10 protein-coding genes are annotated in these 13,210 nt (G+C 70.0%); 2 read left to right on the plus strand and 8 right to left on the minus strand.

From position 1 onward, the window contains the following. Nucleotides 1-298: 298 nt before the first annotated feature. The gene (locus tag ACIBCJ_RS11490) at nt 299-916 is read left to right on the plus strand and encodes a GNAT family N-acetyltransferase (protein ID WP_365979497.1); all 618 of its coding nucleotides are present in this window, start codon (nt 299-301) and stop codon (nt 914-916) included. An 88-nt stretch (nt 917-1,004) separates the two neighbouring features. On the opposite strand, the gene trxA is transcribed toward ACIBCJ_RS11490, so the two are convergent. The 7 genes from trxA to ACIBCJ_RS11525 form a co-directional block, all read right to left on the minus strand. After that, the gene (gene trxA, locus ACIBCJ_RS11495; RefSeq protein WP_362100296.1) at nt 1,005-1,337 is read right to left on the minus strand and encodes a thioredoxin; all 333 of its coding nucleotides are present in this window, start codon (nt 1,335-1,337) and stop codon (nt 1,005-1,007) included. Nucleotides 1,338-1,375: 38 nt separating this feature from the next. After that, complete coding sequence (trxB, locus tag ACIBCJ_RS11500; RefSeq protein ID WP_362100293.1) at nt 1,376-2,344, minus strand: thioredoxin-disulfide reductase; 969 nt, start codon at nt 2,342-2,344, stop codon at nt 1,376-1,378. A gap of 159 nt (nt 2,345-2,503) precedes the next feature. Next, entirely contained in the window at nt 2,504-3,349 is an 846-nt protein-coding gene (locus tag ACIBCJ_RS11505) for a hypothetical protein (RefSeq protein WP_365979643.1), read from the minus strand. Between the two features lie 17 nt (nt 3,350-3,366). Further along, entirely contained in the window at nt 3,367-4,092 is a 726-nt protein-coding gene (gene sigM, locus ACIBCJ_RS11510) for an RNA polymerase sigma factor SigM (RefSeq protein WP_365979498.1), read from the minus strand. Nucleotides 4,093-4,120: 28 nt separating this feature from the next. Continuing rightward, nucleotides 4,121-5,812, minus strand: coding sequence for a protein kinase family protein (locus tag ACIBCJ_RS11515; RefSeq protein ID WP_362100287.1), 1,692 nt, complete (start codon nt 5,810-5,812; stop codon nt 4,121-4,123). Between the two features lie 139 nt (nt 5,813-5,951). Further along, complete coding sequence (gene murJ, locus ACIBCJ_RS11520) at nt 5,952-8,363, minus strand: murein biosynthesis integral membrane protein MurJ (RefSeq protein WP_365979499.1); 2,412 nt, start codon at nt 8,361-8,363, stop codon at nt 5,952-5,954. 44 nt (nt 8,364-8,407) lie between these two features. After that, complete coding sequence (locus ACIBCJ_RS11525) at nt 8,408-10,819, minus strand: DUF6049 family protein (protein WP_365979500.1); 2,412 nt, start codon at nt 10,817-10,819, stop codon at nt 8,408-8,410. 225 nt (nt 10,820-11,044) lie between these two features. On the opposite strand from ACIBCJ_RS11525, the gene ACIBCJ_RS11530 reads away from it, so the two are divergent. After that, nucleotides 11,045-12,496 (plus strand): CCA tRNA nucleotidyltransferase, encoded by a 1,452-nt coding sequence (locus ACIBCJ_RS11530; RefSeq protein WP_365979501.1) that lies wholly within the window; start codon nt 11,045-11,047, stop codon nt 12,494-12,496. A gap of 97 nt (nt 12,497-12,593) precedes the next feature. Here ACIBCJ_RS11530 and ACIBCJ_RS11535 read toward each other — a convergent pair whose 3' ends face one another. Further along, nucleotides 12,594-13,187: a hypothetical protein gene (locus ACIBCJ_RS11535; RefSeq protein WP_133889997.1), complete on the minus strand. Its 594-nt coding sequence runs from the start codon at nt 13,185-13,187 to the stop codon at nt 12,594-12,596. Between the last annotated feature and the right edge of the window lie 23 nt (nt 13,188-13,210).

A 13,210-nucleotide genomic window follows, 5' to 3' on the forward strand; every position in this document is an offset into this window, starting at 1 on the left:
GCTTTGGCTCCCTTCAGGGCGGGCCGTGTTCCGGTGCTTACCGGAACACGGCCCGCCCTTTGCTTTGCGCCGGTGTCTAGGCCACGGCATCGTGGATACGATGCGGTCAGGCTTTGTCACCTGGCAGTACCTCTGAGAGGAAGGCAGGGGCCATGCGCATGATGAGCCGCACCGAACTGGTGAGCGCCGGCTTGGGGCTGGGCGCGGTCGGCGGCTTCATCGGCAGTCTGCTCAGGGAACGGAGCGCTCTGACAGCCGCCCGAGATGCGGCAGGCGAAGGAAGCGAGGAACAGCCTTCATGGGGCGCCGGCTCGTACCGCTCACGCTGGACAACCTTCAGGACCTTCCCCAGCGCTGTCGCTCGTGCGTCTTCTGGGAGCTGGACCCCGTCAGCGGCGAGGCCGCGGTAGAGGCGGGCAGGCCCGCCCTGGAGAAGGAGTCCTGGATCTCCGCCGTCCTGCTGGACTGGGGGTCGTGCGGCCGGGTGGTCTACGTCGACGATGTGCCGGTGGGCTTTGTGCTCTACGCCCCGCCCGCGTATGTGCCGCGTTCGGCGGCATTCCCCACCAGCCCGGTCTCACCGGACGCGGTCCAGTTGATGACCGCGATGGTGATGCCGGGGTATCAGGGTCAGGGTTTGGGCCGGGTGATGGTCCAGACGGTCGCCAAGGATCTGCTGCGGCGGGGCTTCAAGGCGATCGAGGCGTTCGGGGACGCCCGCTGGAAGGAGCCCGCCTGTGTTCTGCCGGCGGAGCATCTGCTGGCGGTGGGCTTCAAGACGGTCCGGCCGCATCCCAGACATCCGCGCCTGAGACTGGATCTCCGGTCCACGCTGTCCTGGAAGGAAGACGTGGAGATGGCACTGGACCGCCTGCTCGGCGCGGTGCCGAAAGAACCGGTGTTGCGTCCGCTGTAGCGGCGGACCGGAAGCGGTGCACATATGAAGGGGCCGACCCGTTCGGGTCGGCCCCTTCATGTTTCACGTGAAACGTCAGTCGCGCTCGTCAGTCGGCGATGAAGGCCTCGAGGTCGCGGACGATCGCGGCCTTCGGCTTGGCGCCGACGATGGTCTTGGCGACCTCGCCGCCCTGGTAGACGTTCAGGGTCGGGATGGACATGACGCCGTACTTGGCAGCCGTACCCGGGTTCTCGTCGATGTTCAGCTTGACGATCTCGATCTTGTCGCCGTACTCGGCGGCGATCGCCTCGAGGGACGGCGCGATCTGGCGGCACGGACCGCACCAGGCGGCCCAGAAGTCCACCAGGACGGGCTTGTCGTTCTTGAGGACGTCCTGCTCGAAGGAGTCGTCGGTCACATGCTTCAGGGTGCCGGCCACGGCGGGCTCCTTAAGTGGTTGGTGCGGGGGATGGATGGTCAGACGGCGGTCTTCTCGGGCTCCGCCTTGTCCTCGTCGCTGAGGGCGGCGAGGAAGCGCTCGGCGTCGAGAGCGGCGGAGCAGCCGGTGCCCGCGGCGGTGATCGCCTGGCGGTAGGTGTGGTCGACCACGTCACCGGCGCCGAAGACTCCCGTCAGGTTGGTGCGGGTCGAGGGCGCGTCGACCTTCAGGTAGCCCTCCGGGTCCAGGTCGAGCTGCCCCTTGAAGAGCTCGGTGCGCGGGTCGTGGCCGATCGCAATGAACAGGCCGGTCACCGGCAGGTCCGAGAGTTCGCCGGTCTTCACGTTGCGCAGCTTCAGACCGGCGAGCTTCTGGTCACCCTGGACCTCGGCGACCTCGCTGTCCCAGACGAACGTGATCTTGGGGTCGGCGAAGGCGCGCTCCTGCATCGCCTTCGAAGCCCGCAGGGTGTCCCGGCGGTGGACGATCGTCACGGACTTCGCGAAGCGGGAGAGGAACGTCGCCTCCTCCATCGCGGTGTCGCCGCCGCCGATCACGGCGATGTCCTGGTCCTTGAAGAAGAAGCCGTCACAGGTCGCGCACCAGGAGACACCGCGGCCGGACAGGGCGTCCTCGTTGGGCAGCCCGAGCTTGCGGTGCTGGGAGCCCGTGGTGACGATGACGGCCTTGGCCCGGTGGACCGTTCCCGCGGTGTCGGTGACGGTCTTGATCTCGCCGCCGAGGTCGACGGCCACGACGTCGTCCGGGATCAGCTCGGCACCGAAGCGCTCGGCCTGGGCTCGCATGTTGTCCATGAGCTCGGGGCCCATGATGCCGTCCTGGAAGCCGGGGAAGTTCTCCACCTCGGTGGTGTTCATCAGGGCTCCGCCCGCGGTGACGGCACCCTCGAACACCAGCGGCTTCAGCGACGCGCGCGCGGTGTAGAGCGCCGCCGTGTAGCCGGCGGGCCCGGAGCCGATGATGATCACGTTACGGACGTCGCTCACGGCTTCATTCCTCGTCTCTGGACTGCTTCTTCAAGGCCGGGTGGAGCTGCACTCGGAACTCTCACCCCACCTAACGGATCCTACGGGGCTCGCATTCCCACTGTGCCCGGGCACACGGGGCCAGGGCCGCTCCCCCTGGCAGGGGAGAAGGCAGGGCCGCTACGAACGCGCGTAGGAGTGCTTCAGGAGGATCTTGGCCTTGCCGACCGAGGGGTCCTCCACGCATGCGGAATCGACGATGTAGGCGGTGACCTTGGTGTCGTCGGCGGCGTCGGGCAGGACAACCAGCATCGCTTCCTTGCCCTGGTACACGCCCGGCTCCGTGGCGATCGCCGCGTCGCCGCGGCCGATGCCCCGCTGAATGCACTCGGGGACGGTCGGCTGCTTGAAGACGTGGTTCTCGGGGGTCTCGCCACCGTTCTCGGACTCCAGGTCGAAGCTGCGCGGCGTACGGGACCCGTTCTGAGCGCCGCCGTCCTCGACGAGGCCGGTGACCTTCGCCTTGAGCTGTCCCTCGGAAAAGGTGTCCGCGAGCGCGGTCTGCTGCTCGTGAGCCGTGTCGTCGGACGGGCTTCCCCCGGCCAGGGAGGACACGACGACCGATCCGAGTCCGATGGCGGCGGCAGCCACGGCTCCGAGTACGGCGATCCTTCGCCGTCCGCCTCGACGGCGGTCCTTGCGCCCGGGGCCGGTGGAGGAGGACCGGGCATGTCCTGCGGGCCGGTCGGCCGGGGTCGATGTTTCACGTGAAACAGGCGTGCCATCGGCGGTGCCGACCACGGACTCGGCTGCCAGGGCGGCCTCGATACGAGCGGCCACGTCATCCGGCATGGGGCCCGGGGCAGGAAGGGTACCGAGCAGACCGCGGATCTCCTCCAACGAGGCGCGGACGTCGGCGCAGGAAGCGCAGATCTCCAGATGCCGTCCTACGTCCGAGGCCCGGGTGGACGGCAGGACGCCCTCGGCGAGGTCGGAGATCTCCGCGACGTCCGGGTGCCCGGTCATGTCTGTCGTCGACGACGTCACGTTCGTCCACCTCCGCCCTTCACTACGGCTGGATCGCTCGGTCCCGATTCCGGCGGGCCCGCTCGCTGCGGTCCCGCTGCGGGTGGGACGGATGCCCCCTGCGTCCGGTTCCGCCCCGCGGCCGGTTCCGTCTTTCCCACGCTGCCGTCGGGCCGGAGGTGGGTGAGCAGCGGCAGGAGCCTGGCTCGGCCCCGGGCGCATCTGCTCTTGATCGTCCCGGCCGGTACGTCCAGGACGCGAGCGGCCTCCGCGACGGGGTAGCCCTGCATGTCCACCAGCACGAGAGCGGCCCGCTGGTCGGCGGGCAGGGTGCCCAGGGCTTCCAGGAGCTGGCGGTGCAGATCGTTGCGCTCGGCGGGAGCGGAGGCCGACTCGTGCGGCTCGAGCAGTTGCTCCAGGCGCTCCGTGTCGTCGACGGGTGCGGTCTTGTGCGAGGCGGCCTTGCGGGCACGGTCCAGGCAGGCGTTCACCGTGATCCGGTGCAGCCAGGTCGTGACGGCTGCCTGGCCGCGGAAGGTGTGGGCGGCCCGGTAGGCGGAGACGAGTGCGTCCTGGACGGCGTCGGCGGCCTCCTCACGGTCCCCCAGCGTCCGCAGGGCCACCGCCCAGAGCCGGTCGCGGTGACGCCGCACGAGCTCGCCGAAGGCATCGGGGTCGCCCTCGACGTGGCGGGCGAGGAGGTCCTGGTCGGTCACTCCGTCGTACCCGGCGCCCTCCGCCATCGGACCCTCCCCTCTGCGGCAGACGACCTCAGCTGGTCACCTTGATGTCGGCGACGCGGCCCCGGAACTGCCCCTCCGTCAGCGGAAGCTCGGTCAACCAGACCAGAAGGTAGCGGGTCCGCAGCTCCTTGTCCGGCTTGAGCTCCACAGTCGTGCCGTTTCCGCCGGCGACCTTCGTGTAGCCCTCGAACGACTGCGGTTCCGAGCCCGAGGCCCCGCCGGAACGGAGCTCCACCGAGGTGTCCCCGCCGAACGTGACGGTCACCTTGCCGACCTGCTGGACCTTGCCCAGGTCGACCACGAGGCCGACGCCCTGCTTCAGCCGCCCGAAGTCGGCGCTCGCGTAGTGGCTCGTCTGCCAGTAGGTGCCGGGGTCACCGTCGTAGGCCTTGCCGACGTTCTCCGGGTATTCGGACCCGTCGGAGCCGAACGGGTCGTAGTCGTGCGCCCCCGCGATGGCGATCGGCTGGCTGGCCGGCTTCTTCGGACCCTTGTCGTTGTCTCCGTCCACCGTCTGGGTCTGGTTCGGGTCGTCCGCCTTGCCACCGCGCTCCATGAGGGCGTCCGCGAGCTGCCAGCTGCCGAGACCGAGGGCGGCGATCAGCAGAGCCGAGACGCTCCACTTCAGGGCCTTGCCGGTACGGCTCTGCAACGGGGGCGGCGGAGCGGGCAGGGGCTGGGTGACACCGGGGTGCGGTGCCGGCCGCCCGTACGCGCCCTGCTGGTAGGCCGTGCGCTGGTACTGGGGCGGGGCGGTGTACGCGGGCTCCGGCGGGCGGATGCGCGGCATCTCGCCGATCGCCTTCACCAGTTCCTCCGGCGTGGTGCACGGGGACTCGTGACGGGACGCGGTGGCGCCGTCGTTGGCCAGTGCCCGCATCGCCAGCTCGGACAGGCCGCGGTGGACGCCGGCCCGTACCTGGTCCGGCGGGATCAGCCCGATGTCCTTGGGCAGCCCGGCCAGGCCGTGGGCGTCGCTCTCGTACGGCCAGCGCTGGGTGAGCGTGGCGTACAGAAGCGCGCCGATGGCCTCGGTGTCGGTGCGCTGCGGAGTGTCGGAACTGATGCCGCGCAGCGCGGCGTTCACGGCGAGCCCGCGGATCCGCCACTGGCCCGTGGACGTACGCAGGACCGCGTTGGGGTTCAGGCGCAGATGGGCGAGGCCCTCACGGTGGGCGGCAGCCATCGCCGAGGCGACCTGGCTGACCATCTGGTAGGCGTCGTAGACCTCCAGCGGCCCGGAGGCGAGGAGGGCGGTCAGCTCGGTGGCGTCGGGGAGCCATTCGTGCACGACGTAGACGAGGTCGTTGTCCTCGACGGCGTCCAGGACCTGGACGAACCGGGGGTCGCCGAGCAGGGCGGAGGAGCGTGCCGAGGCCAGAACGGAACGGGCCCTCGGGTGGTTCGCCGGGAGGAGGTGGACTCCCACGGCCCGGCGCAGCTTCTCGTCCACGGCCCGCCAACTGCTGAAACCGTCCAGGCGGGTGACGCACTCCTCGAGGCGGTAGCGTCTGGCGAGCTTGTGCCCGCTGTGCAGTTCGGGAGGCGAGGTCGTGCCGGCTTCCTCGCTCGTGGGGCTCCCCTGTGCCTCGTCGCTGTCCGTGTCCCGCTCCCGGTTGTTGGCCACCCCGTCGGCCGTGGACTGGTCCGCCTCCGCGGTCAGCGGCTCTTCACCGCTGTTGTCTGCCACGTCGACGGCAGCTGTGCTCCGTTCCGCCACCGTCGTTCCTGCCTCCCCAATCCGTGCGCGTCGGCCGACCCCGATCCGCGCGTCCGACGCCGAACCCCAATTGTGCCCACAGTCCGCCGCTATGCACGACACACGGCAGCGGGCGATGGTTGTGCGCCTACCCCGGGTCTCAACGTCCCAGGCGTCCGCGCACCATGCCGACCAGAGAGTTGACCTCCTCGATGCGCATGCGACGGGCGGCGACGAAGAAGACACCGAACAGGAGGAACCCGCCGGCCAGCAGCGCGGCGAACGATCCCACGACGCCCTGGCCGAGGGTGCGGCTGATCGCGTAGCAGGCGGCGCCACCGACCAGGGCGGCCGGTACGGACGCGATGCACAGCCGAGCGTACGTGCGCAGCACCCGGGCGCCGTCCAGGTCACCGCCCAGCCGTTTGCGCAGCCTGCGCCAGGCGACACCCACGCCGATCACGTAGGCCAGACCGTAGGAGGCCGCCATGCCGACGACGGCCCAGCGGGACGGAAGCAGGAGGTAACACAGGCCCGAGGCGGCGGCATTGACCACGGCCACGATGACGGTGTTGTAGAAGGGCGTCCGGGTGTCCTCGTAGGCGTAGAACGCGCGCAGGACGACGTACTGCACGGAGTACGGGATGAGACCGAGGCCGAAGGCCATCAGCATGTAGCCCATGTTGGTGGCCTCGCTGGTGCCGGAGGAGCCGAACATGAGCGTGCACATCGGGATGCCGAGCGCGACGAACGCGAAGGACACGGGAACGATGGCCACGGCAGTGGTGCGCAGCCCCTGGGAGATGTCGTCCCTGACTGCTCCCCCGTCCTCCTCGGCGGCCGAGCGGGAGATGCGGGGCAGCAGGGCGGCCATCAGGGAGACGGTGATGATGGCCTGCGGCAGACCCCAGATGAGCTGGGCGTTGGCGTAGGCGGCGAAGCCTGTGCCGTCGACGGGTGATGCCTTGCCCGCCGCGGTCGACAGCTGAATGACGATCATGGCGCCCGCCTGGTTGGCGAGGACGAACAGGACCGTCCACTTGGCGAGGGTGATGGCCTTGCCGAGGCCGTGACCTCTCCAGTCGAAGCGCAGCCGCAGCCGGAAACCCGTCTCCCGCAGGTACGGAATCATGGCCAGCGACTGCACGATGAGTCCGAGCAGCACCCCGATGCCGAGCAGGCGCTCGCCCTCCGGGGGGATGCTCGTGACCTTCATCCCCGAGCTTTCCGCGGTGCCGTAGACCCAGATGAACATGCCCAGGGTCACGATGATGACGATGTTGTTCAGGACCGGGGTCCACATCATCGCGCCGAACCGGCCACGGGCGTTGAGGACCTGCCCCATCACCACGTGCAGACCCATGAAGAAGATGGATGGCAGGAAGTAGCGGACGAAGGTGATTCCGACCTCGTTCGCCGCGGGGTCACTGGCGACGGGGTTGGACAGGAGCCGGATCAGCAGGGGCGCGGCCAGGACCGTGATCAACGTCAGCGCGCCCAGCGCCACCATGACGAGGGTCAGCAGGCGGTTGGCGTACGCCTCGCCACCGTCCTCGTCGTCCTTCATGGCGCGCACGAGCTGCGGTACGAACACCGAGTTGAGACCGCCGCCGACGGTGAGGATGTAGATCATCGTGGGCAGCTGGTAGGCGACCTGGAACGTGTCGCCGAGCAGGCCGACACCCAATGCCGAGACGATCAGCGCCGAGCGGACGAACCCGGTCAGCCGCGACACCATCGTGCCCGCCGCCATCACGGCGCTCGACTTCAGCAGGCCCCCGGCGCGCCCGCCCTTCTTGGGCGCGGCGGCCGACGGAGCCGCAGCGGCCGGCTCGGCCTCCTGGACGGGTGCCTCGGCCGCTTCGGGGGTGGGTGCCACCGCGTACTGGCCAGGTGCGGGCGCCGCGTACTGGCCGGGCGCCGGCGCGGGGCCGCCGTACGGACCGGGTGCCGGAGCGTTCCCGTAGGGCTGGGGCCCCTGGTGCCCGCCGTACTGTCCCGGAGCCGGTGGCGTGCCGTACTGGTCCGGTCCAGCCGCCGACCCGCCGTACGGGCCGGGCGCCGGGGCGGGCACGGCCGCCTGGTCGTCGTAGGAGGGGTGGCCCCCGCCCTGCTGCTGGTCGCGGAACAGGTGGGCGAACGCGTCCGGCTCGTGACGCTGGTCACCGGCCTGGCCGACCAGGTCGTCCACACCGACGAACTGGGTCGTCCGGGGATCGTCGCCGTACGGCAGGTACTGCGTCGGGCCCTCCGGCTCGGGGGCCGGGGTCTGGGCCCAGATGCGGGGGTCGGGGGCGTAGGGCGACTGCGCGGGCTGGGAGTACAGCGGCTGCTGCGGCGGGTACGTCCCCGGAGGCGGAGGCGGGTGGGCGGCGCGGTCGTAGAGCGCCTCGGAGACCGGGTCCTGGGCGGAGAGGTCCTGCGCCCGGTAGGGGTCCTGGTCGTAGGCGTCCTGGAGGTACATGTCCGCGGGTGGCTGCGGCGGCGTCCGGTCGGAGTCCGGCGGCGGACCCTCGGGGTGACCCGAGCCGTCCACGGCCTGACCGCGGTCACCGTCGTACGGCGCGTTCATGGTTACCCCACCTCATCGTCCCGGGCCGACCGGCCACGACATCCTCAACGGTCCACTCTCTCACCCGTGCCGGACGGGTCGGCGCTTTCCGCTGCGGTGTCCGGTGTCGGGTCACTCGGCTGCTCCGGGTCGCCTGTCCGGGCCTGTGCGCCGGACTCCTGGGTGAGACGTCCTCCGGGGGCTTCGGGGTTCTCCGGGTCGCCCTCGGAGTTCTCCGACGCCTCCGACTCCCCGGAGCCGCTCTCCTCGCCCGCCTCGGCCTGCTCGGCGGCACGCGCCGCGGCGCGCTTGCGCTGCGTGTACATCCGGAAACCGGCGAGAACGAGCAGCAGGACGCCACCACCGATGACCAGCATCACGGTGGCCGTGATCTCGGTGACCTTCACGTCGAAGGTGACGGGCTGGCCGTAGGGCCGCCCGTCCTTCGTGTAGAGCTGGGCGATCACCGTCGCCCGGCCGTTGGCCTTCGCGGACGTGGTGAACTTCACCGACTGGCTGTGGCCGCCGGAGACCGAGATCGGCTGCTCCTCGTAGTCCGCGCCGTCGATCTCGAGTCGCGTCGGGTTCGTGGAGGAGAGCCGCAGGACCAGGGGGCCGACGTCCTGCACCAGGTTGTTCTGCACCGTCACCGGGATCGTGGCGCTGCGGCCGGAGAGTTTCGTCTCCGACTTGTCGATCAGTCGGACCCGGCCGGACAGCCCGTCGAGGTATTTCTTCACTCCGTCACGGAAGGACTGTGCCTCGGCGGCCCGGCCCCGCCACGACACGGACATCTCCCGGTTCAGGGCGCGTCCGAACGGGGTCACCACCCGGGACGGGTCCGAGAGCACGACCTTGAAGCTGTCCAGGGCGTCCTGCGTCCGCGCGCTCTCCACGAAGGCCGACCGGGGCAGTTCCTTCCTGCGCAGGGCCGACGGGTAGGAGGAGGTTCCGGGAACCGCTGTGGCGGCGTCCGGGTCCGGCTTGGCGGCGGAGGCCTGCGTCAGCTTCTGGGACTCGGACCAGGTGCCGCCCTGGAGGGCCCGCAGCGCCTCGGCCATCGCACGGGCCTGACTGCCGGAGGGCATCCGCTGGGGAGCGATGACGACACTGCGCTGCTTGTCGGTCTGGAGTCCCAGGCCGAGACTCTGGGCGAGGAAACGCTGCACGGCGAGGGTGGAGGCGGAGGCCGTCGCCAGGTCGCCCTCGAACGCCGTCGACAGCCGGTCGTCCGCCACGACGGCCGTGGTGCCGCCCCCGATGGGGCGGGCTGCGGACGGCGTGTAGGGCAGACCGTTGGTCTCCTGGAGGCTGTCGCTGCGCGCGATCACCTTGTCGGCACCCGCGGAGGTGGCGACCTTGACGATCGAGCGGTCGACGGCACCTTCCACGGGCCACGCGAAGTCGGTGTTCGGCTTCACGTGGAGGATCGTCTCGACGGTGTTGTCGACGACGTCCGTGGCCTCCTTGAGCTGACTCAGGGAACCGGCGACGTCCGTGCCGTTGTGGGCCAGGGAAGCCACGTCGGGGTCGGCGAAGGGGAGGGCGACGACCTCCTTGTCGGCGACCGCGTCCTGCAGGTCGGCGAGCCACTGCTTCGCGATCGCCTGGTGGGTGCCCGCGGTGGTCCGGTCCCCGTCCCGGACGCGGTAGCTGCCCGTCATCGCGTCGACGGAGGCCAGCAGGTCCGGATCGACCACCCAGGTGACGTCGAGGTCCTTTCCGAGCGTCACCATCTGGTTCAGGCGGCCACCGGGGGAGATCTCCTTCGCCAGGTCGTCGTTGAGAAAGACCGGCGTCTGCTCCTCGTTCGGCCCCGTCTCGGCGGCCATGTGCGTCGTCGACACGAGCGGCCACAGCGCCGTGGTCCTGGTGCTGGTGCCGGCCTCGTCGGGCTGCCACGGCAGGAAGGTCCGCTGGATGCCGAGCATCCGCTCCCAGGGCTGTGCGGAGGTCTCCCCGGACAACGAGACGGCGAATTCGTAGACGCCGTCGTCGCCGAGGTGCAGGTCGTCGACCGGGACGGAGATGTTGAAGTGCTCGGCGACGCCCGGAGTGAGCTTGGAGAACTTCTCGGTGTACTTGTCGTCGATCTCCGGGGAGACGGACCCCTGGAGATCGTCGCTGTCCTTGGCGATCGCGTCGACGGAGGAGCGGGTGTCGAGCTGCGGGCCCACCCGCAGACCCACGTGAGCGTCGGTGACGGCCTGCCGGCCGTTGTTGGTCACGGTGCCCGACACGGTCACCGTGTCGCCGTCCGTGGGCGCGGACGGGGTGAGCGAGTCCACGGCCACGGCCACCGGACCCGCGCCGGTGTCGGCCCGGGCGGCGGCTTCCTCCGCGTGCGCCGTACCGGCAGCGGGCAGCTGGACCAGGCCGGCCAGCAGCGGCGCCCCGGCGAGCAGTGCCGCGGTGCGCCGGAGCCACCGGCGGGCAGGTGAGGCACTGGTCCCCTGGAAGTCTGCCGCCTCGGCCACGCGCTCGCCCGTCCCTCGTCGTGATCAGTGGTCGTCGGAATGTGCGTCCACGCATGGTAACGATGCGCGCCGAGGGGAAGTGCCGCGGTGTACGCCACAAGATCCGCGACCGGGCCGGGCTTCCCCGTATGTGCGCCTATAGAGGGAACGAGCCGGAAGTGGGGGTTTCTGGGCGTGATCAATGGAGGCGCCTGTCTCCGCCCGGGCCACGTACCCTGTTCTGTTGTGCCGAACGCCAACGAAGCCAGCCCCAGTGTCCTGCGTCAGGAGCAGCACCGCGCGGTGAGTGAGCCGCTGCGGATCGCCCCTGCCGCCGACGATCTCGCCCGACGATTCCAGGAGGCCGGGTTCTCGCTCGCCCTGGTCGGCGGCTCGGTCCGGGACGCCTTGCTCGGGCGGCTCGGAAACGACCTGGACTTCACGACGGACGCCCGCCCTCAGGACGTACTGAAGATCATGCGTCCCTGGGCGGACGCGATCTGGGAGGTCGGGATCGCCTTCGGCACCGTCGGGGGGCAGAAGGACGGCTGGCAGATCGAGGTGACCACCTACCGGTCGGAGGCGTACGACCGCACCTCGCGCAAGCCCGAGGTGTCCTACGGCGACTCCATCGAGGAGGATCTCGTCCGCCGTGACTTCACGGTGAACGCGATGGCCGTAGCGCTCCCGGAGAAGGTGTTCATCGACCCGCACGGCGGGCTCGACGACCTCGCGGCCGGCGTGCTGCGCACTCCGGGGACTCCTGAGGACTCCTTCTCGGACGACCCGCTCCGGATGATGAGGGCGGCACGCTTCGCCGCGCAGCTCGACTTCGAGGTGGCTCCCGAGGTCGTCAAGGCCATGCAGGACATGGCCGGGCGCATCGACATCGTCTCGGCCGAACGGGTCAGGGACGAGCTGAACAAGCTCGTCCTGTCCTCCCACCCGCGCAAGGGACTGACGCTGCTGGTGGAGACCGGTCTGGCCGATCGGGTCCTGCCCGAGCTGCCGGCCCTGCGGCTGGAGCGTGACGAGCACCACCGGCACAAGGATGTCTACGACCACACGCTCATCGTTCTGGAGCAGGCGATGGCGTTGGAGAAGGAGGGGCCCGACCTGACCCTCCGCCTGGCCGCCCTGCTGCACGACATCGGCAAGCCGCGCACGCGTCGCTTCGAACAGGACGGCAGGGTCTCCTTCCACCACCACGAGGTGGTGGGGGCCAAGATGACGAAGAAGCGCATGATCGCGCTCAAGTACTCCAACGATCTGGTGAGGGACGTCTCACGCCTGGTCGAACTGCACCTGCGCTTCCACGGCTACGGCACGGGCGAGTGGACGGACTCCGCCGTCCGCCGCTATGTCCGGGACGCCGGACCGCTGCTCGACCGGCTCCACAAGCTGACGCGGTCGGACTGCACGACGCGCAACAAGCGCAAGGCGTCGGCCCTCTCCCGGGCCTATGACGGCCTGGAGGAGCGGATCGCGCAGCTTCAGGAGCAGGAGGAGCTGGACGCCATCCGGCCGGATCTGGACGGCAACCAGATCATGGAGATCCTCGGAGTCCGGCCCGGTCCGGCCGTCGGGCAGGCGTACAAGCATCTGCTGGAGCTTCGCCTGGAGAACGGGCCGATGGAACACGACGCGGCGGTGGCGGCCCTGCGGGAGTGGTGGGCCCGGCACCCGGAGAACTCATGAGAACGGGCGGCACGTTTCACGTGAAACGTGCCGCCCGTCGGGTCATGTTTCACGTGAAACATGACCCGTGCAGCAAACGCGGAGGGGGAGATCCCGCTCAGACGTCACCGAGGCAGAGCAGGAACTCCTCGCCGTCACCGGTCTCGGCGTAGAAGCCGGTGGCTCCGTCGACCTTCCGGCACTCCGTCTCGGCGGTCACCGACGTGAAGTGGCCCTTCACCTTGGACAGAACCTTGCCCTCGGCGTCCGTGGCGGAGCAGTCCACGACCTCCATGCGGTCCGAGGACGACGACGCGGACTTCAGGCAGTCGCCCACGCCGGCCTGGTCGGCGTCGTCCCGGCTGGCGATGTAACCACCGACCGCCACACCCACCACGACCACCGCGATGACGATGTTCTTGATCGTCTTGAAGCTCATCTTGCGACGGGCCGGCTGCGGCGGGACCGGGGCGTACGGCACACCCTGCTGCGGGAAACCGGGCTGACCGGGCTGGCCGGCCTGCTGCGGGAAGCCCTGCTGCCCCTGGGCGTAGGGGTTCTGCCCCTGGGGCTGCTGCGGAGCCTGCGGCTGGTTCTGCGCGAACGGGTTGCCCTGAGGCGGCGGCTGGGTGGTCACTGGGGGTCCCCCTGAAATAGGTGCGTGTCGCGAACATGGCGCGAGATAAGACGCACGTAAGCTACCGGGTCGCACTGACAACTCTGTAGTCCGGTAGG

This window comes from Streptomyces sp. NPDC051136, from assembly GCF_044455745.1.
GTDB lineage: Bacteria > Actinomycetota > Actinomycetes > Streptomycetales > Streptomycetaceae > Streptomyces.